Origin of the sequence: Niabella sp., from assembly GCF_030150205.1 — a bacterium.
Lineage (GTDB): Bacteria > Bacteroidota > Bacteroidia > Chitinophagales > Chitinophagaceae > Niabella.
The window spans coordinates 361,561-388,102 of the sequence record NZ_JASLGT010000002.1; the positions used below are offsets into that span (position 1 = coordinate 361,561).

Genomic DNA, 26,542 nt, shown 5'->3' on the forward strand with positions numbered 1-26,542 from the left:
ATAAACGTTATTTCTCAATATAAGACCAACTGATGGAGGATGTAGACTTGTTCGCCTCGGTAAGGTTGTCGATTTTTAGAAGAAATTTCATACGAACCAGGCAGGCAACCGCTTTCCCGTTATGTTCGGCTGTTCTCCAGCCGCAGGCCGATTGTTGTACATGTTTTTGCACGACCTTTTTAAAAGACGCGTTGTTACCTGATAGGGTTAGGTTACTCATTGTTGCGTCCTGGTTAATAACAAAGGCGGCAATCACAGAATCCTTATAGTAATTTGGCCGTGTAGTGCCGGTAAAAACTTCTTCAACCCTGATGCCTGCAAACGCTGGCAATGATTGCTCGGGAGTTCCTTTGTAGTAGGCCGCCCGTTCTATAGCTGTTTTCAACGGATCCATATAATCCGGTTCATTTTTTTCTGCATAGCATTCTTTTGCCGGCGGCGATTTTACGCTGCCTGGATTTGTTTGGGCAAGTATCCCGGAGGAGGCAAAAAAAGACAGTGTCAATAAAAGCAATAAATAACGTTTCATAATAACAGTGTTTCTATTGGTGTAAAATTGAAATCAACGGGTGTCCGTCAATTGCACAACAAATCATTCGCTTGCTCCTATGTCCAAAGGATCCGAACATCTTTCAAGATGCTGCCTGAAGATAATCAATTTTTTGGTAAACGATAAACAACGAAACAATCAGCACATTGAGGACTTATAGATCCTGAGCACTCTATTCACTGATGGATGCAATGGCCGTATTTTCGTTTGCGGTGCTGATGGCTTTCTTCAGTTTATCGATCCGGTAAATAAGCCAAAGTGCTGCCAGATTGAGGCTGATTTCGGATCTTGCATGTTCACGGTTGATATTGAAGGTGAATTTAGAGATGCCGGCACCAAGCTTAATGTTGAATGCATTCGAAAGGTCAAGTCCGATGGATACATAAACCCCGGCTGTATAACTGAACGCAAAACCGAGCGCCGCAAATCCTATTAACTGTAAGGATTGGTTGATGAATGCATGTGTCAACGCATGGTCTTTGTGCTTTAAGCAACAGATCCCGCAAAAAAATGAGTAGGCAAAAAACAGCAGCATCAACAGGTAAATGAGCAGGTTCAATCCTGCGGGAGGCTGCTTAAAAAAAGCATACAGGATCATCAACGCTCCCGTTACTCCACCGGCAAGCTGGTACCAGCCGATTGCTGAAAGAGTTGTTTTGATTTTTGTGGTCATATTCCCTGGTTCAGTATGGCGGTTCATCTGTATGGCGCCCGATTATTGCAGAAGATTTATTCCCGGCTATACTGCTTCGGATGCACAAACATTACAATGAGATCCACGATTCCTTCAATTATATGGCAGGTTACCAAACAATAAAGGGTTCCAATTGCTGAAACCCTTTATTATCAAGGTGATCCGGATTGGATTCGAACCAATGACTTTCCCGCCTTGAGGGCGGGATGTGCTATCCAGCTGTGCCCACCCATTTTACCAATGTTCCAGGACCGGCTTATGTTCCTACGGACGCAATTGCTGCATTGTTCTTTGCTGTCCGGATAGCTTTCATCAATTTATCGATCCGGTAAATAAGGTATTGCAAATGGTTGAATTTTAGTTGCCTAAGCTTTTGGTGGAAGCCGGATCGGATTTGAATCGATGACCTTGTTCTCTTTTAGTAGAACGCTGATTGTTGATGTCGCCTACTGGATCAGCTCCGGCTCCAGCGATGATCCGGGGCATTAAATGATTTGAATTTTTATTCAGCGACAATAAACCCTGAAATTTTTTAGACCTTGTTGCCAATGTTTTTCCAAAAACAGATAAAATTAGTCTATATTTGCGCCCATTCTTTGATTCCATGGTAGGAAGAGCGCAAGCCATAAAAAAATAAGATGCGCATTTTTTAGGCCCGGTAGCTCAGCTGGATAGAGCAACTGCCTTCTAAGCAGTAGGTCATTGGTTCGAATCCAATCCGGGTCACTAAATACTTCCTGGCAATCTGTTATGGAAAAAATTTGTTGGTATTGTTTTTCAAATTTATATTTGCTTCAAATGAATAATCTTAAAAATAACAATTGGTGGTGGCATAATAACTCTTTCAAGGGGCGTTAATGCTATTGTCATTGTTGTAACAATATAGTTGAACCCCGGTACTCACCGGGGTTTTTCTTTGACCGAACGAACATAAATTATGCAAAAAATTAGGATCCAAACAGAAGTACAGGCACTGCTGGCCGATATTTTTACGCCGGTAGGCATCTATTTGCGCCTGCGCGACCGTTTCCGGGACACCATTCTCCTGGAAAGCGCAGACAACAATGCCACCAATAACAGCTGGTCGTTTATAGGCGTAAATGCTATTGCGGGTATTGAAATGATCTCCGGGGATACCATTGATCTGAAATTACCGGGCCGTACGGCCGAAAAGATCCGGCTCTCCGGAACGCAGAAGATCACGGATGTGCTGGCCGGCTTTATGAGCCGGTTTGAGGCCACACCCGGCGAACGCAGGGAAGCCCGCTATGCACAGGGCCTTTATGGCTATACCACCTACGATGCCATCCAGTTTTTTGAAACCATACCCGGCAGCCAGTTTAAAAACAGCAGCAGCGATATCCCGCTGATGCGGTACCGCCTGTACCAGTATGTGATCGCCATCAACCATTTCAGGGATGAAATGCTGATCCTCGAAAATAAAATAGATGGTGTTGACAGCGACCGGGCGGCGTTGCAATCCCTGATCATGGGCCGCGATGTGCCCGTGTATCCGTTCCGTAAAGAAGGGGAAGAGGCATCGAACATGTCGGATGAAGAGCACCGTGCCATGGTGCGCTCCGGTATTGCGCATTGCCACCGGGGCGATGTGTTCCAGATCGTACTAAGCCGTCGCTTTACACAAAAATTCACGGGGGATGAATTCAATGTATACCGCAGCCTGCGCAATATCAATCCCTCGCCTTACCTGTTCTTTTTTGATTATGGCGACTACAAATTAATGGGCTCTTCGCCCGAGTCGCAACTGATCATTAACAACGGCAAGGCCACCATTCATCCCATCGCGGGCACCATCCGGCGCACGGGTGATGATAAAACCGATGCCGAACAAACAAAGACCCTGCAGGCAGATCCCAAGGAAAATGCCGAACACGTAATGCTGGTAGACCTGGCGCGGAATGACCTGAGCCGTGGCTGCGGCGATGTACACGTAAGCCATTTTAAGGAGCCGCATTATTATTCGCACGTCATTCACCTGGTGAGCGAAGTAAACGGAACGGTATATCCGCAAACGCATCCCTTCGATCTTTTTGGAAAAACCTTCCCGGCCGGCACACTGAGCGGTGCGCCCAAAATAAAGGCGATGGAACTGATCAGCGGACTGGAACCTACAGCGCGCAGTTTTTATGGCGGAGCCATCGGGTTTATGGGCTTTGACGGCAGTTGCAACCAGGCCATCATGATCCGTACTTTTTTAAGCCGGAACAATACCCTTACCTGTCAGGCCGGCGGCGGTATTGTGGCGGCCAGCAATCCCGAAGGTGAGCTGCAGGAAGTGAACAACAAACTGGGGGCTTTGAAAAAGGCCATCGTGGAGGCTGAGAAGATCTTGTAAATGATTAGGAGCCGGGCTGTAGTGCATATGGCAGCATCCTTGCGTCGCACACTTGTGCTGGAGTGCAAGGGGCAGCTTGATAGTGAGAAGTGTATAGTGAGAAGTGTATAGTGAGAAGTGTATAGTGAGATGTATGTAGTGAGATGTTGTGGAAAAGCAGGCTTTAATTGAACTTAAATAAGAAATTAGAAATTCCGATATGAAATTACTCGTGTTTGATAATTACGATTCGTTTACGTACAACCTGGTGCATATGGTGGAAAAGATCCTGCATCAAAAAGTGGATGTGTTCCGGAATGACCAGATCCCATTGGAGGACGTAAAACAATATGATAAAATCATCCTGTCGCCGGGGCCGGGTATCCCGGTAGAATCCGGCTTGCTGCTGCCGCTGATAAAAGAGTACGCACCTTCCAAATCGATACTGGGCGTATGTTTGGGCCAGCAGGCCATCGGCGAAACATTTGGCGGAACCCTGTATAACCTGCCCCAGGTATACCATGGCGTGGCTACAGATTGTACCATCATCAAACGCAGCGGTAACCTGTTCAACCATATGCCGGACCATTTTGAGATCGGCCGCTACCATTCCTGGGTGGTGTCCCGCGAAAATTTTCCGGAAGAGCTGGAAATAACAGCAGTCGACAACCAGGATATGATCATGGCCCTGCGGCATAAGACCTACGATGTACAGGGCGTGCAGTTTCACCCGGAAAGTGTGTTGACCCCGATGGGAGAAACGATCATCCGCAACTGGCTGGCAGAGTAATTTGGAAATTTAGAAATTTGAAAATTTGAGAATGTGAAAATGTGGGAATGTGAAGATGTGAAAATGGGGCACTGGATGACCGGGAAAACCGACACATAGCAGTGTTCTGTCGATCGATAGCCGGAACGATGAAGGGTGCGATCCCGCTTTTTGCGGGACAGACTCCAAGGCAGATGCCATCAGCACTGCCGCCGGCACAAAAACAATGATATGAAAAAAATATTATCCCTGTTATTTGAACATAAGACCCTGGACCGGGCTGCTGCAAAAGAAGTGCTGGTAAATATCGGCAAAGGTGTATACAATGAACATGAGGTAACCGCGTTTATGACGGTATACCTCATGCGCAGCATCACCCTGCAGGAGTTGCAGGGCTTCCAGGATGCGCTGCTGGAGCTTTGTTTGCCGATGGAGTTTGATGGAGTGGATGCCATCGATATCGTGGGTACCGGGGGCGATGGAAAGAATACTTTTAATATTTCCACACTGTCTTGCTTTATCGTGGCCGGCACGGGGCAGAAGGTGACCAAGCATGGCAACTATGGTGCATCCACCATCAGTGGTTCTTCGAACGTGATAGAATCGATGGGCTATAAATTTAAGAATGATAACACGGCGCTGCGGCGGGAACTGGAAGCCGCGCATATTTGCTTTTTACATGCACCGCAGTTTCACCCGGCGCTGAAAAATGTAGGACCGATCCGAAAGAACCTGGGTATGCGAACCTTCTTTAATATGCTGGGCCCATTGGTAAACCCGGCGTTCCCGGCGTTCAGCATCATCGGGGTGTATAACCTGGAAATGGCGCGACTGTACAATTACCTGATGCAGCAGCAGTCAAAAGATTTTGCGATCGTACACGGACTGGATGGCTATGATGAAATTTCCCTTACGGGCGATACAAAGATCATTACGGAAAAGGGCGAGCGGATTGTATCGGCCACCGAACTGGGAGGGATGGAAGTAAAACCGGAATCCATCAGGGGTGGGGATACCGTAGAGGCCGCCGCGAAGATCTTTTTGGATATCATACAGGGAAAGGGAACACCGGAACAGGAAGCCGTGGTACTGGCAAATTCTGCCGTGGCATTGCAGGTAACGGGCGTGTATCCCAACTATGCGGATGCGTTTGAAGCGGCCAAAGAAAGCCTGCGGTCTGGCCGGGCACATGAGTGTTTGCAGCGGTTGATTGCGTTGCAATAAAAAGAGTCAATGATGAATAGTGAATAGAGCTTCGCGTAAAGCCAATTGGAAATATAAAATAAGGGATATAAAATTTTAAAGAGAGAGTGGTACGCGTTATAAATTGATAATACAATTCTTTATTGTTGATCTTTTGCATATTCCGTCTTATAATGCTCCGTAGGAGCATCCGATAGTGAATAGAGCTTCGCGTAAAGCCAATTGGAAGTATAAAATAAGGGATATAAAATTTTAAAGGCATAGTGGGACGTGTTATAAATTGATAATACGATTCTTTATTGTTGCTCTCTTGCATATTTCATCTTATAATGCTCCGTAGGAGCATCCGGTCGGTAGAAAAATGATTAAATAAATTAACAGCGTGCCGTAGGTACGCCACAATGATATTTTTTAAGGTTATGAATATATTAGATACAATTATTGCGCACAAAAGAACAGAAGTAGCCGAACGGAAACAACAAACAGCATACAAAATGCTGGAAGCAACGGCGGCCTTTCAGCTGCCCGTACGTTCACTGGCGGCGGCGCTGCAACAACCGGGAAGCACGGGCATCATAGCGGAGTTCAAACGGAAATCGCCTTCTAAGGGGTTTATTAATAAGGATGCGGATGTGGCCACCATTACGGGAGCCTATACAAAATTTGGCGCAGCGGCCCTGTCCGTATTAACGGATGAGCCCTTTTTTGGCGGTTCTTCTGCGGATCTGATCGAAGCGCGGAAGAACGATATCCCGGTTTTGCGGAAAGACTTTATTGTAGACGAATACCAGATTGTGGAGGCCAAATCGATAGGGGCCGATATTATTCTTTTGATAGCGGCCTGTCTTACACCGGCGGAAGTAGAACGGCTGGCGGTATTTGCCAACTCGCTGGGACTGGAAACGATACTGGAACTGCATGCGGAGGAAGAGCTGGAGCATGTTTGTGCGGCTACAAAAATTGTAGGCATCAATAACCGGGATTTAAAAACATTTTCGGTAGATATAGAACGCAGTCTGCGGATGGCCGAAAAGATCCCGGCCGATAAAATAAAAATAGCCGAGAGTGGTATTGATAAAATTGAAGACATCCTGCTGTTTCGCGAAAACGGTTTTAAGGGCTTTTTAATTGGCGAGTATTTTATGCGCCAGGAACAGCCGCCGCTGGCATTTGAAGCGTTTGTAAACCGTTTAAAAGAAAAAGCATGAACCGGCCCCTGGTAAAGGTTTGCGGAATGACGCAGCTGCAGCAGGTGACACAGCTTGTGGCACTGGGTGTGGACTATGCAGGCTTTATCTTTTATGCGCCTTCTCCCCGGTATGTGGGTGATAAAATAGATCCGGCTGCACTAAAGCAACTGACCGGGATAAAAAAAGCGGGAGTATTTGTCAATGCACCCGTGGAAGAAGTGCTGGAGAAAATAGCGGCGTACGGACTGGATATGGTACAGTTGCACGGCGATGAATCTCCGGAGTATTGCAGCCGGCTGGCGGGTACCGCGGAGCTTGTAAAAGTATTCCGGGTGGCAGGTGATGAAGACATAGTGCTGATGACAAATCCTTATGCGGAGGTGACGGATGCTTTTTTGTTTGATACAAAGGCGGCAGCCTATGGCGGCACCGGCAAAAAATTTGACTGGTCGGGCTTACAGGCGGCGCAATTGGAACGTCCGTATTTTTTAAGCGGCGGCATCGGCCCGGATGATGTAAATGCGCTGCAGGCATTTCTGAAAGACCATGACGTATACGCCCTGGATGTGAACAGTAAGTTTGAAACGGTTCCGGGTATAAAGGATATGGAATTGCTTGAAGATTTTTTATCAGAACTGGAAAATACATAGTCGCCGGAGGCGATAGGATAAAGGCGTGAGACTGGAAGTCTCACGCAGCTAGTGCCTGCCGCAAATGCTTTGCGAACATTGCGAAAAAACCTGGCGTTCGCGTTTAAATTTTTACCGCATGGAGCAACGATAATGGAGTGCTCAATACAGTCTCTCAGCGAATCACTGCGTCCCTGCGCCTTCGCGGTTAAATACTCCTCCTTATCCGGACTGATACCCATTCAGCGGCCTGTCATTCTTTGGATTTCTTCTTTTGATATGCGGGCTTGCCTCTTTTTGAATGTGCACCGTTTTCATTACCGGCACAGCAACTGGAGCCGGCTGCTCTTCGGGTTCTGCTATGGGCGCTTCGGCCACTGGTTGCTCCAGTGCTGCCTGTTTCAGCAGCCAGGCCTTATGCGTTTCCAGCTCCAGGATCAGTAAGGTCATTTTTTCCAGCGAAACTTCAATACAGGCGAGCTGCGTCTCTTTGCGCAGCAGCCATTGCGGCCGCATTTTTTCTATACGGATTTCCAGCAGCGCTGCCTGGTACTGGAAGCCGGTAGCAGAATGGAGGTACGCTTCCCGTCCGGGATCGTGCTCCTCCAGCTGGGCCGCTACATTACGGGCATGCTCCAGTTCCAGTTCTTTTGACCGGAGCTGGTCTTTAGTTGCGGCTAAATGATCCAACCGGCGCTCAATCTGCAGTTCGAGGCCCAGCTTTTTCCACAACAGGGTCTTTTGATCGCGGTACGTCTGCTTCAGGATGTCTTCGCATTGGGAGATGTTGGTGATGTGGTGGAATGAAAGGTTAACCATAACGTTGGTTTTGGGGTGAAAGAATACTTACAAGCTACACCCGCCGGGAGCCGATCGCTTCAATAAAAAATGTTTTAAGAATTATTTAACATTTAAGCGGTTTTGCATGCGGAGGCATCAAAACGGTGTCTTTTCTAATGAATTGCTTACCAGTGCGCTAACGGTATCCTGGTACAGGTCCCTGTGGACATAAATTGAATGATAGTATTTTTTAATATGATTTGGGATGTTCAGACTTTTCCCTTAACAATATGATGCGTAAGGATTTCTCGGCTGCGCTCGAAATGACGGTGGTGCAGCCAATGACAACATCACTACGCCCGGGCAAGCAAGAAAAGCTTATCGTCACCTCGACCGTAGCGGAGAGGTCCCTTCGAAATCATCCAGGTAAAGGTGTTTTTTAAATTTATTTGTAAACAATATGATGCGTAAAGATTTCTCGGCTGCGCCCGAAATGACGATGGTGCTGCCAATGACAACATCACCACGTTCAGGCATCAGCTGAGGGTCATGTACATGGCACCCCTGGGCACTTCCGCAACAACTACTTCCATAATTTTTTCTTCAGGACAGGGGTAACAAAAAAGAACATTCGTGGATATGGTATAAACAACAACCATCATTTAAATTTTATACTATGCAAACGAAACCTGTAATCCTGCTTCGCCGGTACCGCCCATCCGGCCTTCAGCCTGTTCTTTATTTTGTTTTTGCGATGGCCCTGCTGCTATTGTTCCTGGGCAGCTTTGCCCAAACCAGCTCTGCATTAAAAGACGCCCCATTATCAGGCAAAGGATTCCGCTTCGGATTGAACGGCGGTTATGACCTGTTCCCGGATTATAAAAACAATACGCCGTATATCCGCTACCAGGGCGGACTGAATGCCGGCATTACCGCCGGCTATTACTGGAAATGGCTCAGCGTAGGCGCGGATGTGGATTATATTAAAAACAGTCCGCAGAATAAGTATCCCGCCGATTCGGTTTTTGACCCGGTCAACAATGTACTGATCAATGATTTTACCCTCACCAAACAGGGTATTACCCGCATTTTTTATGGTATCGGTCCCGGTGTGCATTATACCGGCCGGCAGGGCCGGTTTTCGGTGGAGCTGAACGGCAGGGCCGGCTTTGCATCCATCAAAGGAGGCAGCCTGGCACTTACCGGGGAAACCGGCTCAACCAGCCAGGTGCTCAACTATCATGGCGGTTATAACCTCAGTAATGTATTCAGTGTAAAAGGATCATTAACCGCCCGTTATTTCTTCAATGATGTATGGGGCATGCATATTGGCGCCTATTATATGCGGCATTTCCAGGCGAAGGACCAGGTGGGGCCCGGCGGTTATTCCGCGGCTTACCGGGCTTTTGAACCGGATAACAATGGGGTACGCGCTTTTAAAGAAAAAGACCTGCGCATGATCGGTAACAGCTGCAATTGTGATATTGCTTCTATCGGTGCCTTTGCAGGTGTTACCCTCCGTTTACCACAGCGTCGGAAGGAGAAGGCACCTGAACCCCGTGTAGAAAGCTGCAATGCCTGTGAAGTATATGCACTGGCGGTAACGGCCCGTGATCAATATACAAAGCAAGTATTACCGTATACCGATGTGGCGGTAAAGGATGCCGGCGGCAATATTGTACGGTCTGGCGTTACCAATGCATTTGGCGTAGTGGTGTTCCAGAATATGAGCCCGGGCGCGTATACCATTAATGGAAAATTATACGAGGTAGACCTGGCTCCGGCAGCGGCTGCCCGGGCAGAATTTATACCCAATGGTACGTTGCAAAAAGAACTGTTGTATACCGATGAAAATTTTATCCTGCAGGGGAATGCGGTGGTATGCAATACCGCTACGGCATTGCCGGGTGTTACGGTGGTGCTGAGAGACCGGAACAGTTCCGTTGAAAAAAATACCCAGACCGATGCCAGCGGAGCCTTTTTATTTCACCTGAAACAGAAATCGGAAATAACCGTGTATGGCCGCAAAGAAAAATACTTTTCTCAAATGGTGAACATCGCTGCCGCCGACTATAACCGCAATACCACCTTGTTTGTAAAACTGGAAATGTGTATGGAAGTAGCAGATTGCGATAAGGCGATCCGGCTGGAGAATATTCATTACGACCTCGACAAATATTTTATCCGGGAGGATGCCAAGCCTGAATTGAACCGGCTGGTGCAGTTTATGAACGACAACCCGGGTGTGCGGGTGGAACTTTCTTCCCATACGGACTCTAGGGCATCGCATGCCTACAATCAAACGCTTTCGCAAAACCGGGCGGATGCGGCTAAGGCCTACCTGGTTTCCAAAGGCATTGCCAGGGACCGGATCGTGGCCAAAGGATATGGAGAAACCCGCTTGCTGAACCGTTGCGCCGATGGCGTAAACTGTTCCGAAGCAGAACACCAGTTCAACCGGCGTACCGAAATGAAAGTCATCTGTCCCAGATAAATCCCCGCAGGCCCGGCAGAAGCTATGAACACCGCCGGTGCCTGCCTTTTGATCCTGCATCCCTGCCTCACCATTAAAAACAAAAAAATGAAAAAGACAACCCGATACGTATTTATTAAGCAACCTGCCCGGATCCTTATTTTGAGCTGTTTTGCCGCAATGGCGCTATGCCTGCCCACCTCCTGCAGTAAGAATGGCGTTTGTGAGTATACCACACCGGAGCCGGCGCCCCAGGGCTGCAATGCCGGTATGGATGTGGCCTTCCTGCTGGATTATACCGGAAGCATGGGCCCGGCGATCGATTCTGTAAAAAAAGAAGTAAACAATATTGCCAATACCATTGTAACCGAATCGGGCGGCGATTACCGCTTATCCTTATCCCTGTTTGATGAGTATACAAAAGAAGGCGGTGGTTTTCCCCTGCCGATGTATGTGAATGCTCCGGACTATGTAACGCTGCCGGCCAACCAGAAAAAGATCATTACCACCGGACCTACCACTAACCAGTACCTGACCATGATGGAAAAATTTGCACCGGCAAATAAAACCACGTTCAGTACGCAGCTGGCAAAGCTCAACAATCCGTTGGCCATGAAACTGGGCGCGGGAATCGGAGGACCGGAGCCCGGCGACCTGCTGCTGCATGAGATCCTCAGCAACCAGTTTGCCGGAACCTGGCGCAGCGGCAATATTACCAAACTGGCCGTGATCATTACCGATGCACCAGCCAGTGGCGATGATGATAATGCCACCGCAGCAGATGATACCTACCTGGATGCACTGGCCGCCACGGCCAATAGCATGGGTGTTCAATGTATTTTGTTAACCACATTTAAAGGGAACCCTACCTATCCGGCCAATTATAAACTGCACCTGATTGTCGGTAACATCGGTGGTAAGGCCTACGAGTTCGATAATTTTAATAATATTTCAAAAGAACTGATCGCCATAATCGAAAATATCTGCAGCCAGACCGGTGGCAAAAGCGGCAGGTAAAAATAATGTATACAAGACCGATCCGGCGCTGATGGAATGATCAGCGCTTTTTTATGCGCGATAGTTTGATGCCTGGGCCGGAGGTATTGGCCAAAAGATTCAAAGCTCCTGTATCAAAAACTGCTATTTTTGATTGTATAATTGCGGAGTATGCGGATATTTAAAGAAATCGCCGGCAGGATCTGTGCGGCATGGGCGCTGGTTACTTTTATCATTACCTTCCTTCTTGTGTTACCCTTTGCTTTATTTTCTTACCTGTTCCCCGAACCCGCTTCTACCGCTTACTTCATCAGGGTGTCTAAGATATGGATGCATATCTGGTTCTTTTTAATCGGCTGTCGCATCCGCATACGGGGTACGGAGCATTTTAAAAAAGGGGAGGGGTATGTGGTTACCTGCAATCACAATTCCTTACTGGATATTCCGTTGTCGTCTGCATTTATTCCCGGCCCCAATAAAACCATTGCTAAAAGCAGTTTTGCAAAAATTCCCATTTTTGGATGGTACTATACAAAGGGGTCGGTACTGGTAGACCGTAAAAGTGAAACGAGCCGCAAGCGAAGCATCGAAAAAATGAAAGCGGTCCTGAGGCAGGGCATGCATATGTGCATTTACCCGGAAGGAACGCGGAACCGTACGGAGGCATTGCTGAAGCCGTTTTATAACGGCGCCTTTAAGCTGGCAGAGGATACCGGCCGTTCCATTATCCCGGGCGTGATCCTGGGCACCAAGCAGGCGGTTCCCCTGAATAAACCTTTTTTCTTTTTGCCCCGCACCCTGGAGATCCATTTTCTCAAACCCATTGAAGTAAACGGAAGGAATACCGCGGCGCTGAAAGAAGAGGTGTTTAGGATTATGGAGAAGTATTTGGCGGAGAGAATTTGAAAATTTGAGAAGGTGGAAATATGAAAATGTGGGAATGTGTCAATGGTCAATAGTCAATAGTTCATCGTCTGGTATGTCTGAAAAACTCCAGGGGCTCCCCGGTCTGCATGTCCCCCGAAAAGCAATAGTGAATGTGAATAGGCAATAGATCATCAACTGGAATGCTGAACGTTAAACCTGCCCAGCGTGCCCTGCCCGGCAATCCGGTTTTGAGATTTGGATCTTATTTTTTGATTTTTGGACCCTTTAGAATTTAATGTTTAATATTTAGAATTTAAGTTATCCATTATTAAACATTATACGGAGTTCGCCTTAAAACCCTCTAATACCTTGGTCCCCCGTTAAAGAAGGAGCGGTTCCGGTTGATCTTCAGATCCTGCAGCATGCCCGATTTGGGACTGATGGTAAAGTTGTAGTATTTATAAATGCCCACAGGAGAAACACTGGCTGAAAACTGCCAGCAATGCAGATCCCGCGAAATGGTAAACCCAACTGTCTGGATCTGCTTTGTTTTAAAATCATAGGCCCCATTTACATTAAAATTCCATTTAGGCGTAAGGTTAAAACTGCCATTAAAATTGGTACTGGAATTGATCCCGTTGCCGGCATAGCCACCGGAGGTCCGGTTTGGTTTGGCGTACGTGAGGGAGTAGGAAATATTAACGGACCACTGGGTATTGAAATCTACAAATTCTGCAGGGTTCTGACGCATATATTCCAGCAGGCGCTGTTGCTGTGATTGCAACATCGGATCATTCAGCTGTTTGTCGAGCGCCTCTTGCCGTTGCTTGGCTTTTTGAGGGTCCTTGGGTTTACTCTGGAAGCTGGTACTCATCGTAACGCTGGCATTGGTAAGCGTACCTATATTAAACTTCTTGCCTTCCCAGGCATAATGCTGCCACATGGGGTACCCGTTCGCATCCAGCTTGTACGGCATCAACGTACCATTGGCACTGAGGTTGATCTTTTCAAACAGGTTGGTCCGGAAATACAGGTTAAAGGGTGCCAGCTTATAGGAATTGCTGTCCGCAAACATATTGTACCCGGAAGTAAACCCAAATCCTTCGATCAGGCGTATTTTTTTAAACCCGTTCTCATCTACTTTACTGTCTGAATTTGTATTTGTACCGGCATCGGTACTATCGCTTTCCGCCTTCTTTTTCTTGCGGGCCTTTACCTTCATTTCCAGGTTATTGTCGATGCCAAAATTAATACCTCCGAACCGGCGGGGCACATACCGGGGTACGGATTGCGCTCCCAGACCGGCCAGCCGGTCGTAATAAACCGTAGAAACAACATTAGAATCTACCCCCTTGCCCCGCACCCGAACCGCCTGGAAATTATCTTTATTGAGATCGGGTGTGTAGTTGAGGGATACGGTGGGGCGTATCACATGCCGGATCGCCTGCACCTGCTTGTTTTTAAACTGGTAGGTTCCGTATAGCGCCGTGTTAAAGCTAATACCCATGCTCATCTGCTTATTCAGGCCCACCTGCTTAGCCATATGGGCAATGATGGTATCGTAGGTATGGCTTTGTCCCAGTGGATCCAGCATGGTGCGCTGCTCTACGTTGTAAGTGGCAACCCGGCTCACAATGTTCTGCGAGTAGGAAACAGAGGGCGAAATCATCACCGCTCCGCCCAGGATCGGGGGCAGTGACAGCGAGATCGGGATGCTTTGGTTGGCATTCCATTGTGCCGTGTCCCACATGCGGGCAAAGGCATTTTGATAAAGGTTCAGCCCTTTAAGCGAATCTTTTTGTCGGTCGGAATATTCATAGTACGACATGGAGTTCTGGAATCCTGTCTGAAACCCGACACCCAGCTGCTCATACCATTTTTTTGACCCGGCGGCATTCTTCTTCTGAAACGGGTAAATGGTATTCACCGTAAACGCCATGTTCGGGAAATTGAAGGTTACCAGGCGTTGCGCGTTGTTCTGGTTATGGTTAAAACTTGCTGTAAAGTTAAACGGCCTGTCCTGCCAGTTTTTTGCATAAGTAATAGAAGACCCGGCCGTATTATTGGCCATGTTCATCAGGTTACTGTTGGGCACATTTTCATTGTACCGGGTAGAGCTCATATTCACGTTGGCCGAAAAGTTCGTACCGGGCCGGGAACGCGAGTCGGAAGAGTGTGCCCAGTTTAGCGTATAGGTACTTTGCTTAAAAAAGTCAGGATCGCCTCTGAAATTGCGCCGCGTACGCTGCAGTCCGAAATTAAAAGACCCCTGGTATTTGTAAATCTTCCGGTAGGAGGGCAGCATATTTACCGACCAGCTTCCGTAAGAGTACACGTTTCCATACACCTGTACATCCCAATGTTCGTCAATCACCTGGTAATATCCCAGGCGGGAGAGCCCCAGGCCCATTTGGTCGTTGCGCTCAAAGGAGGGCGACATAAACCCCGAATGGCGGCCCTGCGACAGGGGATAAATACCAAAGGGCAGGTAAATAGGTACCGGAACCGAATCAAACTCCGGACGTACAGCCCCGGTAATCGCTAATTTTTTGTTAACGATTTTAGCACGGCGGGCCCGGAAGCCAAAGTGCGGGTGATCCAGGTTACAGGTGGTAAAAAAAGTACCCTGTCCGTACATGGTACGGGCATCTATTTTTTTGGCGATTTCGGAGTGCACATACATTTCGCCCTGCTGGGTAATGGTACCCTTGGTAATACCCTGCTGCGTTTTTATATTGTACTCCATGCCCTCGCTTTTGTAGGATTCCTCTCCCTGCTTCATTTCGGCATAATCCGATATCTCTCCAACGCTGTCCTTGCCGGCCTTGGCCGTTACAATATGATTGGTCTGATCGATCCCGATCTCCGGAGCCGTCAGGGTCATATCCAGGTATTCTGTTTTCGCTTTCCCGTACAGGTTGATTTTTTTCGAATCTAAAAAACCAACTATGGAATCATTTCCGGAATACTTTACAGGGCCGGAAAGGGTGTCTTTTGAAATCTTGAGCCGGAAGGTGTCTGTTTTTGCCCGGGCCCCGGTATCTGTTGCCAGTTTGGCAGAATCGGCTATCTTTAGGCCGTCTTTTACCGGAAGGGTATCTTTTATGGATTTTTGAGGAATGGTGTCTTTCTGAAAAAGACCGCCTCTTGTATCCGAATGCCCCGGAAGAACAAAAGCGGCAACATCTTTTTTACCAGCCATGGATATCATAGCTGTTAGAAAAGGGACAACAAAATAAATTCTTTTAAATTTGCGCATTAGGGTTTGAGCCAAAGTACGGCGCAAATGTATAAATAACATAGTAAAGATTTTGTGAAGCTTGAAACTAAAATCAGATATTACATCCAAGCCTGAAAAAAAATGAAGAAAAGTATCATTCGGTTTATTCTATTTATAGTTGCAGTAGGTTGTTTTTCCGGTATTTCGGCCCAACAGGGAACATCGGGGGCAAAATCGGGAGCCGTAAAGACCATTATAGTGGATGCAGGACATGGAGGCAGCGATGTGGGAGCGGAGGGAACCCAGACCAATGAAGCGGCCATTACCCTGCAGGTAGCCCGAAAACTGGCCACTGCCCTGCGAAACCAGCTTAAAGGGATCAATATCCTGGAAACAAGAACCACATCTGCACTGCCGGGCGGGCTCACCAACTCTGTTGCAGCCAACCGGTACCGGGCCGATTTTGCCAACCGGAGCAATGGCGACCTGTTTATTTCCCTGCATTGCAATGCGGCGGGCAGAAGACCGGGCGGCTGGTATGTAAAAAAGGTCATCGGCCGGGAAGCCCATACAAAAACGGTAACCGTAGGAAAGGGAAAAAAGAAAAAGAAAGTTAAAAAAACCTTTTACGTTAATAAATATGAGGACGTATGGGTAGAAAATAAGGCAAGAGGTACAGAAACCTATATCTGGGCCGTAGGAAAAAATGAGCAGAAGGTGAATTCGATGAAAAATATCGATGAGGACGAGGATAAGGATTACTATAATGAAGAAACAGGCGACGGTGCGGAAGCGCCTCCATTGCCGGATGTGAACGACCCCGCTGAACGGGTGCGCATGCTTATTTATGCACAGAACTATTTCCGCAAAAGTTATTCGCTGGCTGCGCTGGTAGAAAAGAATTTTATTGCCGGCGGAAGGCTCAGCCGGGGCGTACAGCAACGGAACCACAAAGGAATCTGGGTACTGCAGGCTACCGGAATGCCCAGCATCCTTGTAGAAATGGGCTTTATCAGCAATAAGGAAGATGAGGCTTACCTGATGAGCGCAGAGGGCCAGGAAGAAATTGTAAACAGCATCCTTTCCGCTGTTAAAACTTATATTGAAAAATACAGCACTGCAGCGCCGGGATCCCTGGCGGTTGCAAACAGGGCGGAATAAGAGGGTGCGGATCGGGGATGATGCAAAGAATTAACGATTCCGATAATGAGTTTTTGGTATAAATACGCTGGTTTTTAATTTTTTCGGACGTTATTTGCAGTTTAATTGAGTTAGTTGGCTTCAGAGAGAATTTAAACCATGTTTCATGAAAATATCAAATGAACTTAAAGTGGGCGCCTTGGCTGTACTGGCTATTACCGCCTTAATATTCGGGTTCAGGTTTTTGAAAGGGAAGGATATTTTTAATCATAACCCAAAGATTTACGCCATTTTTAAGTCGGTAGGAGGACTGGAAAAATCCAATTTCGTAAAGATCAACGGACTGGCCATCGGGTCGGTGTATAAAATTGAACCGGCGGATGCAAACGTAGATGCCATTAAAGTAACCCTCAGCATCACAGAAGATGTGAATATTCCCAGTAATTCGGTAGCCTATATTTCCGGCAGCCTGCTGGGTGCTTCCGAAGTGGTGATCGACAAAGGAAATTCAACCAAATTCCTGGGGGATGAAGACAAGATCAATACCAAGGTAGAGGAAGGATTGCTGGGCAACCTTTCTTCAGAAGCCAAACCGCTGATGGGAAAAGTAAGGACGGTAGCCGATTCGCTCACCCTGTTATTATCAAATGTAAACAATACACTGGATGTACCCACCCAGCGCAATTTGCAGGAGGCGATCGCAAATTTAAAGAATACCATCGCTTCACTCAACCTGTTGCTGACCGGTGTACAAAAACCCCTGGCAGCCTCTCTTGATAATATGAGCGTATTTACCGAGTCCTTAAAACGGAATAATGGCCAGGTAGACCAGATCCTGGGGAATGTAACCACATTAACCGGAAATCTTTCCCGCCTGCAACTGCAGCAAACAATGGATACCTTAACTACCACGGTGTCTGCCCTGCGTGATGCCGTAACGAAGATCTCCAGCCCCGAAGGCAGCATTGGAGCGTTGATGAGTGACCGGCAGTTATACAACCGGCTGAACGAGGTAGCCTTAAGCGCAGAGATCCTGTTAGACGACATTCGCGTGCATCCGAAACGTTATGTGAATATTTCTGTTTTTGGCAAAAAAAATAAAGCGGGAGAACTTACAGCTCCTGCCATAAAGGATACCGTTCCTCATTAACATGCAGACTTCCCTTTTAAAAAGATACAGTTTCCTGTTCCTGTTGCTGGTATGGACGGGAGTGATCCGTGCACAGCAGGCTTCGCCCGGGGGAGGAACGCCCATCGATATCATACATGCAGACAGCCTTTCGATAAAGAAAGAAAATGACAGCACCACGCTGACCATCCTGGTGGGGAATGTGGTAATGAAGCAGGGAAACACTACGTTTAAATGTGACCGTTGTGTGCGCAATGACCGGCTCCGGACCTTTGAGGCCTGGGGCAATGTGCACATCAACGATTCGGATACCACCAATATCTATTCCGGGCATTTAAGGTACCTTACCGATAAGCAGATCGCATACCTGGATAAGGATGTAAAGCTAACCGATGGACATGCCACGCTGACCACGCCGGATATGGAGTACAATATGACCACCAATATTGCCACCTATAAAAATGGCGGAAAGGTCGTAAACCGGCGTACGGTAATCACCAGTAAGGAAGCGTTTTATTATACGGATATCAAGGACGTTTACTTCAAAAAAAACGTGTTCGTAAATGATCCCGGGTACAAGATTACTACAGATTCCCTGTTGTATAATACAGAAAACCAGGTGGCCCGTTTTATTGCGATGACCCATATCAAGGATAGCACCAGTGCCTCCATTGATACCCGGGAAGGATATTATAACCTCAAAAGCGGCGATGCCCAGTTTGGCCAGCGCCCGCTGATCAATGATGGAAAGGGCGTTACGGTGGAAGCAGACAAGGTATCACTGGACAAGGGTTTTGCCAAAGCAGAGGGAAATGCGGTGGTGATTGATACCATACGCAAAACAACCATCATAGGAAACCTGATTTACCAGAACCGGGTTACGGAAGCCGTGCTGGCTACATTAAAACCCCTGATGATCATCAAACAGGGGGAAGATTCGATCTTTATTACGGGGGATACCCTGTTCAGTGCGAAACTTACAGATCTGTATGTAGTATCTCCGGCGCTGGGGGGCGACAGTATCCAGATAAAACCGGATAGCCTGAACGGGAAGCCGCTGGATTCCCTGGGTGCCCAAACGGCGCTGGAAATTTCCGCCAGCAAAGCGGCCCTTACCGGAAACGATTCAACGGTAGTAAAATCCGCAGCGATAGCGGTTGCCGACAGTATACAGGCAAAGAACAGGAGCGGTGCGGAAAAGGCATTGGCAAAGGCGCGGGAAGCTTCCGCAGGACCTGCAAAACAAGTAACCCGGGAAAAAGGGATTCCCCTGCCTTCCTCAACGGATCCGGAACATAAGGCAGCTGTTAGGGATAGTATACCGGGAAAAGCCCTTACAGATGTACCCAAAGCGCTGGATAAAGTGGTAATGAAGCCCGGTAATGTAGCCACAGCTCCCAAGGAAGGCGCAAAAGCACTGCCGCCATCGAAGAGCACGGCAGCGGCGAATGACAGTACCAACCGGTACTTTGAGGCGTTTCACAATGTGCGGATCTACAGTGATTCCCTGCAGGCCATTTGCGACAGCCTGTTCTATTCCTTTAAAGATTCCACATTCCGGCTTTACCAGGATCCTGTTGTTTGGGGGCAGGCCAGTCAGATAACCGGTGATACTATCATGCTGCATACCAGGAACAAACAGATCAACCGTTTTGAAGCCTACAAGCGCGGCTTTATGATCAACCATATAGAAGACCAGGCTTATAACCAGGTAAAGGCCACCCGGCTGGATGGTTATTTTACGGAGGGCAATATGGATTCTGTACGGGCGAAAGGCTCTACGGAATGTATTTATTATGTGCAGGATGCCGATAGCTCGTATATTGGTGTAAATCAGACCAAATCCGATATCCTGGATGCCTATTTCGCCAATAAAACGCTGAAGAAAGTGGTGTTAAGGTCCGATGCCAGCGGCACCCTTTATCCGCTGAAAGATAAATCGCCAAATGAAATGCGGTTACCCGATTTTAAATGGCGGGAAGCGGAGCGGCCGAAAACAAAGTATGATCTTATGCAATAGCCTGGACGATGAGGTCTGTTGCTACAGACCTTATAGCGCTGTGCCCTTGCGGGCCTTACTGTTTCAGGCTTTTTTATCCGTTACGATGTACCATTCCCTGCCGTCGATGATTTCAATATGCCATATCCATTCTGAAATGTTGAAAAGGGTTGTTGTTCCTGTAAGATGAACAATGGCGTCTGCTGTAAAACTGATATTATTCAAAAAAGCCGACTGATGCGCATCCTTTTCGGGGTGCGCGCTGTTATCGTCTAAAATGACTCTCATGACTCCCGGTTATAATGGGGCGTATAAATATACACCCTCAAAAAGGCGGTTCAAAATTTTTCTTTGCACATAGGGGTATCAATGTCGTTTCCTTAAAGCCACAGATGCGCAGATTTGGTATCGGCTTTAACGACAACAATGTCGCAGAAAAGCGCTGCAGGCGCAATCAGCGTATCTGCGGCAACCATAAAAATTGTTTAAGGAAATGGCATTGATAGGGGTATGGAGTTTAGTGTCATGTAATTGCGAGAAAACGAACCGCAGAGAACAGAGGCCGCAGAATGTACGCAGGTTTTATTTTAGCAGTTTTCCCAAATCTCCGCGTAATCTCAGCGTTCCCCGCGGTAAAAGTTAACCGCAGAGAAAGGAGGCCGCTGAGTATTCGCTGTTTTTGTTTCAGGAGCTTTATGTAAATCTCCGCGCAACCTTAGCGTTCTCCGCGTCTCCGCGGTAAAACCAACCGCAGAGAAAGGAGGTAGGGAGGATCGCAGTTTTTATTTTAGGAGTTTTTGCCCAAATCTCCGCGTAACCTTTGCGCCCCCCGCGCCTCCGCGGTAAAATCAAGCGCAGAGAAGGGAGGTAGGGGAGGATCGCAGTTTTTATTTTAGGAGTTTTTGCCCAAATCTCGGCGTAACCTTTGCGCCCCCCCCGCGCCTCCGCGGTAAAATCAAGCGCAGAGAAAGGAGGTAGGGAGGATCGCAGTTTTTATTTCAGGAGCATTAACCAAATCTCGGCGTAACCTTTGCGCCCCCGCGCCTCCGCGGTAAAAACCAACCCCAAAGGAGGACCTCAGCTGCAAGGGAATAAAGCACATTTCATGTATCTTTACGCCTCACAAAAAAATATTTCGAATAAACAAATATGCAGGTATCATATAAACAACCGGATGAGCAGGGCTATTATGGGGAATTTGGAGGGGCTTATATCCCCGAAATGTTGTACCGGAATGTAGAGGAGCTGCGCGAGCAGTATCTTAACATTATTGCAGATCCGGCTTTTCAGAAAGAATATCAACTCTTGCTTACAGATTATGCCGGAAGGCCAACGCCGCTGTACTATGCGGCAAGGCTGAGTGAAAAGTACGGCACAAACGTATACCTGAAGCGGGAAGATCTTTGCCATACGGGCGCACACAAGGTAAACAATACCATCGGCCAGATCCTGGTAGCCGAACGCCTGGGCAAGAAGCGCATCATTGCAGAAACCGGCGCCGGACAGCACGGGGTGGCCACGGCCACTGTATGCGCGCTGAAAGGACTGGAATGTATTGTATACATGGGCGAAAAAGATATTGAACGCCAGGCACCCAATGTGGCCCGGATGAAGATGCTGGGCGCCACCGTGATCCCGGCAAAAAGCGGCAGCAAAACACTAAAAGATGCTACCAATGAAGCCATCCGCGACTGGATCAATAATCCCAATGATACGTTTTATATCATTGGCAGTGTGGTGGGGCCGCATCCTTACCCGGATATGGTAGCCCGGTTCCAGAGCGTGATCAGCCAAGAAATAAGAACACAGCTGGCGGAGAAAATCGGAACCGAACTGCCCCGTGCGGTGATTGCCTGTGTGGGGGGCGGTAGCAATGCTGCCGGAACCTTTTATCATTTCCTGGATGAACCTTCAGTAGGTATTTATGCGGTGGAAGCTGCGGGCTGTGGTATTGATACCCATATGAGCGCAGCGGCAACCCAGCTGGGAAAACCCGGCATCCTGCATGGAAGTAAAAGCTTCCTGATGCAAACCGCAGACGGCCAGGTGGAAGAACCCTACAGCATTTCTGCGGGGTTAGACTATCCGGGGATCGGGCCCATGCATGCCAACCTGTTTGTAACCGGAAGGGGCACCTTTTTAAACGCCACGGATCAGGAAGCGCTGGATGCGGCCTTTGAACTGGCCAAACTGGAAGGTATCATCCCTGCCCTGGAAAGCGCGCATGCGCTGGCGGCCCTCAATAAGGTTTCCTTTGCAAAGGAAGATCATATCGTGGTTTGCCTGAGCGGCCGTGGCGATAAGGATATGGAAACCTATATGAAGGCCATGGGCACTAAAGCGTAACTTTACAGGGTAAATGGTTAAACTATGGGACTGGTATATGCAGATATAGAACTGATCAATGCTGTGGATTTTGAAAATTCCAGACGACACCTGATCGGTGAAGAGGACGCCGTTTTAAAAATGAAATAACTTAACGAAGAGAAAGATTAATAAAAGAATATTGATGAGCCGCTTAAAAGAGCTATTTGCAAAAAAAGAAAAGAACGTATTAAATGTATATTGTACCGCCGGCTTCCCGCAGGTAAACAGTACCCTGCCGGTGATGGAGGCGTTGCAGGAAAGCGGAGCGGATATTATTGAACTGGGAATGCCTTACAGCGACCCGCTGGCAGATGGAGAGGTGATCCAGAACAGCAGCTCTATTGCGCTGCAGGGGGGCATGACCCTTTCCCTGTTGTTTGAGCAATTACAGTCTATGCGGAACCGTATCCATATACCCGTTGTATTGATGGGATATATGAACCCGGTGTTGCAATACGGCTTTGAAAAATTCTGCGCAGATGCTGCAGCCGCAGGTGTAGACGGACTGATCCTTCCGGACCTGCCACCCTTTGAATTTGAAACGACGTATAAAGCGATCGTGGACCGGTATGGACTCAACTTTATTTTTCTTGTAACCCCCGAAACCTCCGAAGCAAGGGTACGCCAGCTGGACGCACTCAGCAGCGGCTTTTTATATGCAGTATCTTCCTCTTCAACCACTGGTAATGAAAAGGATTTTTCGGCGGTGGAACAATACCTCGAGCGTTTAAAAAACTACGGGTTAAACAATCCTGTACTGGTTGGTTTTGGTATAAAAGACCAGGAAACGTTTTCCAGGGCCTGTAAGTATGCCAACGGAGCCATCATCGGTTCTGCCTATATCAAGGCACTGGATGGCCAAACGGATCTGGCGGCCACTACCCGCAATTTTATCAAAAACGTTTTGGGCTGATGCATTGCGTCACCATTGCATGCCCTGTACTTACTTAATGTTTTGCTAAATCATATGGGCGGCCAGTACCCATACGCAGTGGTGCACGTCAGGTAATCAACGCGTTACCGGTATTAAAAAGCAAATGCAGACAACTACCGGTAGTAAATGCTGCATTCGGGTTAAACAGGCGCAACAAAAAAATCGTAATCTTGTTTTACTGGGAATATGTTCTTAGGAACATCATACTATAAAAAATAGATCTAAATGAACAAAATCAGTCTTCTTCTTGCATTGGTATTGCCGTTATACACCATGGCTCAAAAGTTAACATTAACCGGATCCGTGGAAGGATTGCCCGATAATACTGCTGTGGTATTGATCGACCTTGAAAATGGCTCTTCTCCGCTGGGCGAAACCAAATCGAAAGGGGGCGCGTTTACATTAAGCAGCAAACTGGAAGCGGCTACTTTATTAGGGCTGATGGTGGGCGATACAATGAAAACGGCTGTATTCCTGGGAAACGAGCAAGTAAAAGTGGCCGGATCTGTAAAAACAAAGATCGATGACTGGAAGTTTACCGGTTCAAAGACCCAGGATGCGTTTACCGAATTCCAGGACCAGTTTATTCCCAAGTTTGAAAAGATCGATCAGCTGGGTATGCAATTACAATCGGGTGCCGAAAACAAGGGACTGAGTGATGCAATGAAAGTACAGATAGACGATATTCAAAAATCGGTAGACCAGTTTGTAGCCAAACATCCCTCTTCGCCGGTAAGTGCCATGGTGATCCTGTCTACCATCGGTTTTACAGAAGATGTTTCAGTACTGGAAAAAAGAGCGAAGATGCTTACCAGTGAAGCGATGGGCACGGCCATTGGCGGACAGCTAAAGAAAGCGCTGATCGATGCCCGTTTTAATGCGGTGGGAAGTACGGCAACCGATTTTACACAAAAAGATACCAGCGGCCGGGATGTATCGCTGGCACAATTCCGTGGTAAATATGTACTGGTTGATTTTTGGGCAAGCTGGTGCGGACCCTGCCGGAGAGAGAATGTAAACCTGGTGAAGACCTTTAAAAAATACAAAGACAAAAATTTTACCGTACTGGGCGTATCGCTCGATGAAGAGCAGGACCGCTGGCTGGCGGCCATTAAAAAAGATGAGCTGACCTGGACGCAGGTAAGCGATCTGAAGGGTTGGGAAAATGAAGTAGCCCAGAAATACCGGATTACCGCCATTCCACGGAACCTGCTGGTTGGCCCCGATGGAAAGATCCTGGCCAAAGATCTCCGTGGTGAAGACCTGGAGCAGAAGCTGGCCACATTACTCGATAAAAAATAAGCAGCCGGTTCAGCACTGCCTGTAACGACAGGATCTTATAGAGATCGGACATCGCATGGTGCTAACCCAATACTTTTTCTATAATTAAGAAAAGCTGCATAGTCCTGATACCGGATGGCGGCGTTTCCCTTTATGGTACCCATTTGAACCGGCGATATGTTAATATATGCCGCGAAATTTTATGACGGGATGCTTCTGTTGTATGCATGATTGTGGGTATATTTAAGGTATGAGGTATGCACTAATTGCTTTCTTTTATTGTTGCATATTGCCGGCAGCGGGGCAACGGCCGGTTTCGGGGCGCGTAGTAGCCGAAGGCTCCGGGCAACCCATTGCAGGGATCAGTGTTTTTGTAAACAACAGTTCGGTGGGAACCGTTACAGCTACAGATGGTAGTTTTCATTTGGCAGAGGTGCCCGCCGGGGAGCTGATCGTTTCGGGAGTGAGCTTTGAAACACTGGTATATACCGTTAAGCCTGGTACAACGCCCCTGAGCCTGCAATTTGAATTGAAACCCAAAATAAAGGAACTGGAGAATGTGACGGTGGGCGGCTATATTGTGGAAACCTGGGAAAAATGGGGCCAGACTTTTTTGGAGAACTTTTTAGGAAGAACGCCGGTGGCCCGCAAATGCATCCTGCAGAATAAAGAAGTGATCCGTTTCCGTTACTATAAAGATAAGGGACTGTTAGAGGCCGTTGCCGATCTGCCATTGATGATTGAGAACCCGCAGCTGGGATACATCATCCGGTACGATCTTCAGGATTTTAAAATCAGTTTTAACGAACCTCATTCGTATTATTCTGGCTACGCCTTATTTTTAGACCGGGAAAAAACATCGCGCAGGGCTGCAGCCCGGAACCGGAAAAAGGCCTATTATGGCTCCGCCATGCATTTTATGAGAGCGCTGTATAAAGACCAGCTGGCGGTACAAGAATTTGAGGTACAACGGATGGTACGGGTACCGAATACGGAAAAAGAGCGGGTGCGAAGAATTGCAGCAGTGCGGGCGCTTCAATTGACGAGAACGGGCATTATGAAAGATCAGTTGCAGGATTCGGCAGCCTATTATCAAAAGGTATTGAGTCAGGCTGACTATACGGATTATTATGCCCGGGCGTCGTTAAAGACCGATAGCATACTTACAGGAACGGTCGATAATTATAAGATCGTGAACTGGGATCATTTCCTGGCCATTACGTACCACGGTGTTATGGAAGATCCGGAATACCTGCAATATATCGGAGCGCCGAACCGTTCAACCGGGTATCCGCGTTCCCTGTTACAGCTGAAGGGCCCGATCGTTATTGACGAACGGGGCAATTGGTCGTTGCCGCAAGATCTGATCACCTCGGGTTACTGGGGCTGGAGCAACCGGGTGGGCGATATGCTTCCGCTGGATTATGAGCCCTGATCAAAACGGGCGCGTCCGGAACGGATGGCTGCCGGTTAATACCGGTTGCATTCCCGCCGGATATACTGCTCATATTCCGCATCAAAACATACAAAGAGCACTTTTTTAATGGTGGACGCCTGTTCGAGAAATTGCATTACGGCGGCTACGGCAATAGCAGCGGCTTCTTGCTTAGGGTAACCATAAATACCGGTACTGATGCCCGGAAAGGCAATGCTTTGGCAGCCGTATTCCACAGCCCGTTCCAGCGAATGGGTATAGCAGGCATGCAGCATTTCCGCTTCCTTTCTTTGGCCGCCGTTCCACACAGGGCCAACGGTGTGGATCACATAGGTCGCCGGAAGACGTCCGGCAGTGGTAACAACCGCTTCCCCGGTTTTACAGCCTCCCTGGCGGGCAACGATCTCTCTGCAGGCCGCCAGGATCTCCGGTCCGCCGGCGCGATGAATGGCACCATCCACACCACCGCCGCCCATTAAAGAAGTGTTGGCTGCATTTACGATGGCATCCGCTTTGATTTTTGTAATGTCGCCGGAGATCACTTCGATCAT

At 47.9% G+C, this 26,542-nt stretch carries 21 protein-coding genes and 1 tRNA gene; 16 read left to right on the top strand and 6 right to left on the bottom strand.

The window, feature by feature from the left end:
* Positions 1–7: 7 nt before the first annotated feature.
* Positions 8–529 carry a hypothetical protein gene (locus Q1V85_RS02075; RefSeq protein WP_300596937.1) on the bottom strand — a complete coding sequence of 174 codons (522 nt, stop codon included), beginning with the start codon at positions 527–529 and terminating at the stop codon, positions 8–10.
* Between the two features lie 193 nt (positions 530–722).
* Positions 723–1,223: a hypothetical protein gene (locus Q1V85_RS02080; protein WP_300596939.1), complete on the bottom strand. Its 501-nt coding sequence runs from the start codon at positions 1,221–1,223 to the stop codon at positions 723–725.
* Between the two features lie 673 nt (positions 1,224–1,896).
* Between Q1V85_RS02080 and Q1V85_RS02085 the strand changes: the two genes are divergently transcribed.
* The 6 genes from Q1V85_RS02085 (at position 1,897) to Q1V85_RS02110 (ending at position 7,391) form a co-directional block, all read left to right on the top strand.
* Positions 1,897–1,970, top strand: a tRNA-Arg gene (locus Q1V85_RS02085).
* Between the two features lie 211 nt (positions 1,971–2,181).
* Complete coding sequence (locus Q1V85_RS02090) at positions 2,182–3,600, top strand: anthranilate synthase component I family protein (protein WP_300596941.1); 1,419 nt, start codon at positions 2,182–2,184, stop codon at positions 3,598–3,600.
* 199 nt (positions 3,601–3,799) lie between these two features.
* On the top strand, positions 3,800–4,369 hold the full coding sequence (locus Q1V85_RS02095) for an aminodeoxychorismate/anthranilate synthase component II (RefSeq protein ID WP_300596943.1): 570 nt from the start codon (positions 3,800–3,802) through the stop codon (positions 4,367–4,369).
* A 210-nt stretch (positions 4,370–4,579) separates the two neighbouring features.
* Complete coding sequence (gene trpD / locus Q1V85_RS02100) at positions 4,580–5,572, top strand: anthranilate phosphoribosyltransferase (protein WP_300596945.1); 993 nt, start codon at positions 4,580–4,582, stop codon at positions 5,570–5,572.
* Positions 5,573–5,970: 398 nt separating this feature from the next.
* On the top strand, positions 5,971–6,759 hold the full coding sequence (gene trpC / locus Q1V85_RS02105) for an indole-3-glycerol phosphate synthase TrpC (protein ID WP_300596947.1): 789 nt from the start codon (positions 5,971–5,973) through the stop codon (positions 6,757–6,759).
* The gene (locus Q1V85_RS02110) at positions 6,756–7,391 is read left to right on the top strand and encodes a phosphoribosylanthranilate isomerase (RefSeq protein WP_300596949.1); all 636 of its coding nucleotides are present in this window, start codon (positions 6,756–6,758) and stop codon (positions 7,389–7,391) included. Before trpC ends, Q1V85_RS02110 begins: the two co-directional genes overlap by 4 nt.
* A gap of 201 nt (positions 7,392–7,592) precedes the next feature.
* Here Q1V85_RS02110 and Q1V85_RS02115 read toward each other — a convergent pair whose 3' ends face one another.
* Entirely contained in the window at positions 7,593–8,189 is a 597-nt protein-coding gene (locus Q1V85_RS02115; protein WP_300596951.1) for a hypothetical protein, read from the bottom strand.
* A 637-nt stretch (positions 8,190–8,826) separates the two neighbouring features.
* Here Q1V85_RS02115 and Q1V85_RS02120 point away from each other — a divergent pair.
* The 3 genes from Q1V85_RS02120 (at position 8,827) to Q1V85_RS02130 (ending at position 12,525) form a co-directional block, all read left to right on the top strand.
* Entirely contained in the window at positions 8,827–10,644 is a 1,818-nt protein-coding gene (locus Q1V85_RS02120; protein WP_300596953.1) for an OmpA family protein, read from the top strand.
* 87 nt (positions 10,645–10,731) lie between these two features.
* A complete protein-coding gene (locus tag Q1V85_RS02125) occupies positions 10,732–11,640 on the top strand; it encodes a vWA domain-containing protein (protein WP_300596955.1) in 909 nt (302 codons plus the stop codon).
* Positions 11,641–11,790: 150 nt separating this feature from the next.
* Positions 11,791–12,525, top strand: a complete 735-nt coding sequence (locus Q1V85_RS02130; protein WP_300596957.1) for a lysophospholipid acyltransferase family protein — start codon at positions 11,791–11,793, stop codon at positions 12,523–12,525.
* 322 nt (positions 12,526–12,847) lie between these two features.
* Here the strand turns inward: Q1V85_RS02130 and Q1V85_RS02135 are convergent, their stop codons facing one another.
* A complete protein-coding gene (locus tag Q1V85_RS02135) occupies positions 12,848–15,688 on the bottom strand; it encodes a putative LPS assembly protein LptD (RefSeq protein ID WP_300596959.1) in 2,841 nt (946 codons plus the stop codon).
* A 159-nt stretch (positions 15,689–15,847) separates the two neighbouring features.
* Between Q1V85_RS02135 and Q1V85_RS02140 the strand changes: the two genes are divergently transcribed.
* The 3 genes from Q1V85_RS02140 (at position 15,848) to Q1V85_RS02150 (ending at position 19,995) form a co-directional block, all read left to right on the top strand.
* A complete protein-coding gene (locus tag Q1V85_RS02140) occupies positions 15,848–16,867 on the top strand; it encodes an N-acetylmuramoyl-L-alanine amidase (RefSeq protein WP_300596961.1) in 1,020 nt (339 codons plus the stop codon).
* Positions 16,868–17,012: 145 nt separating this feature from the next.
* The gene (locus tag Q1V85_RS02145) at positions 17,013–17,996 is read left to right on the top strand and encodes an MlaD family protein (protein WP_300596963.1); all 984 of its coding nucleotides are present in this window, start codon (positions 17,013–17,015) and stop codon (positions 17,994–17,996) included.
* Position 17,997: 1 nt separating this feature from the next.
* A complete protein-coding gene (locus Q1V85_RS02150; protein ID WP_300596965.1) occupies positions 17,998–19,995 on the top strand; it encodes an OstA-like protein in 1,998 nt (665 codons plus the stop codon).
* Positions 19,996–20,058: 63 nt separating this feature from the next.
* On the opposite strand, the gene Q1V85_RS02155 is transcribed toward Q1V85_RS02150, so the two are convergent.
* Positions 20,059–20,262: a hypothetical protein gene (locus Q1V85_RS02155; protein WP_300596966.1), complete on the bottom strand. Its 204-nt coding sequence runs from the start codon at positions 20,260–20,262 to the stop codon at positions 20,059–20,061.
* A gap of 861 nt (positions 20,263–21,123) precedes the next feature.
* Here Q1V85_RS02155 and trpB point away from each other — a divergent pair.
* The 4 genes from trpB to Q1V85_RS02175 all read left to right on the top strand — a co-directional run bounded on the left by trpB (position 21,124) and on the right by Q1V85_RS02175 (position 25,991).
* The gene (gene trpB / locus Q1V85_RS02160; protein ID WP_300596968.1) at positions 21,124–22,320 is read left to right on the top strand and encodes a tryptophan synthase subunit beta; all 1,197 of its coding nucleotides are present in this window, start codon (positions 21,124–21,126) and stop codon (positions 22,318–22,320) included.
* Between the two features lie 163 nt (positions 22,321–22,483).
* The gene (gene trpA, locus Q1V85_RS02165; protein WP_300596970.1) at positions 22,484–23,254 is read left to right on the top strand and encodes a tryptophan synthase subunit alpha; all 771 of its coding nucleotides are present in this window, start codon (positions 22,484–22,486) and stop codon (positions 23,252–23,254) included.
* Between the two features lie 246 nt (positions 23,255–23,500).
* Complete coding sequence (locus Q1V85_RS02170; RefSeq protein ID WP_300596972.1) at positions 23,501–24,577, top strand: TlpA disulfide reductase family protein; 1,077 nt, start codon at positions 23,501–23,503, stop codon at positions 24,575–24,577.
* A gap of 229 nt (positions 24,578–24,806) precedes the next feature.
* Positions 24,807–25,991: a carboxypeptidase-like regulatory domain-containing protein gene (locus Q1V85_RS02175; protein WP_300596974.1), complete on the top strand. Its 1,185-nt coding sequence runs from the start codon at positions 24,807–24,809 to the stop codon at positions 25,989–25,991.
* A 35-nt stretch (positions 25,992–26,026) separates the two neighbouring features.
* Here the strand turns inward: Q1V85_RS02175 and Q1V85_RS02180 are convergent, their stop codons facing one another.
* On the bottom strand, positions 26,027–26,542 hold the full coding sequence (locus tag Q1V85_RS02180) for an O-acetyl-ADP-ribose deacetylase (protein ID WP_300596976.1): 516 nt from the start codon (positions 26,540–26,542) through the stop codon (positions 26,027–26,029).

Excerpts from the sequence above, each read along its gene's own strand:
- trpD (WP_300596945.1), top strand. The coding sequence starts at position 4,580 with ATGAAAAAAATATTATCCCTGTTATTTGAACATAAGACCCTGGACCGG.
- Q1V85_RS02170 (WP_300596972.1), top strand. The coding sequence starts at position 23,501 with ATGAACAAAATCAGTCTTCTTCTTGCATTGGTATTGCCGTTATACACC.
- Q1V85_RS02075 (WP_300596937.1), bottom strand. The coding sequence starts at position 529 with ATGAAACGTTATTTATTGCTTTTATTGACACTGTCTTTTTTTGCCTCC.
- Q1V85_RS02120 (WP_300596953.1), top strand. The coding sequence starts at position 8,827 with ATGCAAACGAAACCTGTAATCCTGCTTCGCCGGTACCGCCCATCCGGC.
- Q1V85_RS02095 (WP_300596943.1), top strand. The coding sequence starts at position 3,800 with ATGAAATTACTCGTGTTTGATAATTACGATTCGTTTACGTACAACCTG.
- Q1V85_RS02125 (WP_300596955.1), top strand. The coding sequence starts at position 10,732 with ATGAAAAAGACAACCCGATACGTATTTATTAAGCAACCTGCCCGGATC.
- Q1V85_RS02140 (WP_300596961.1), top strand. The coding sequence starts at position 15,848 with ATGAAGAAAAGTATCATTCGGTTTATTCTATTTATAGTTGCAGTAGGT.
- Q1V85_RS02130 (WP_300596957.1), top strand. The coding sequence starts at position 11,791 with ATGCGGATATTTAAAGAAATCGCCGGCAGGATCTGTGCGGCATGGGCG.
- Q1V85_RS02090 (WP_300596941.1), top strand. The coding sequence starts at position 2,182 with ATGCAAAAAATTAGGATCCAAACAGAAGTACAGGCACTGCTGGCCGAT.
- Q1V85_RS02175 (WP_300596974.1), top strand. The coding sequence starts at position 24,807 with ATGAGGTATGCACTAATTGCTTTCTTTTATTGTTGCATATTGCCGGCA.
- trpA (WP_300596970.1), top strand. The coding sequence starts at position 22,484 with ATGAGCCGCTTAAAAGAGCTATTTGCAAAAAAAGAAAAGAACGTATTA.
- Q1V85_RS02080 (WP_300596939.1), bottom strand. The coding sequence starts at position 1,223 with ATGACCACAAAAATCAAAACAACTCTTTCAGCAATCGGCTGGTACCAG.
- Q1V85_RS02115 (WP_300596951.1), bottom strand. The coding sequence starts at position 8,189 with ATGGTTAACCTTTCATTCCACCACATCACCAACATCTCCCAATGCGAA.
- Q1V85_RS02110 (WP_300596949.1), top strand. The coding sequence starts at position 6,756 with ATGAACCGGCCCCTGGTAAAGGTTTGCGGAATGACGCAGCTGCAGCAG.
- Q1V85_RS02155 (WP_300596966.1), bottom strand. The coding sequence starts at position 20,262 with ATGAGAGTCATTTTAGACGATAACAGCGCGCACCCCGAAAAGGATGCG.
- Q1V85_RS02135 (WP_300596959.1), bottom strand. The coding sequence starts at position 15,688 with ATGGCTGGTAAAAAAGATGTTGCCGCTTTTGTTCTTCCGGGGCATTCG.
- Q1V85_RS02145 (WP_300596963.1), top strand. The coding sequence starts at position 17,013 with ATGAAAATATCAAATGAACTTAAAGTGGGCGCCTTGGCTGTACTGGCT.
- trpB (WP_300596968.1), top strand. The coding sequence starts at position 21,124 with ATGCAGGTATCATATAAACAACCGGATGAGCAGGGCTATTATGGGGAA.
- Q1V85_RS02180 (WP_300596976.1), bottom strand. The coding sequence starts at position 26,542 with ATGATCGAAGTGATCTCCGGCGACATTACAAAAATCAAAGCGGATGCC.
- Q1V85_RS02150 (WP_300596965.1), top strand. The coding sequence starts at position 17,998 with ATGCAGACTTCCCTTTTAAAAAGATACAGTTTCCTGTTCCTGTTGCTG.
- trpC (WP_300596947.1), top strand. The coding sequence starts at position 5,971 with ATGAATATATTAGATACAATTATTGCGCACAAAAGAACAGAAGTAGCC.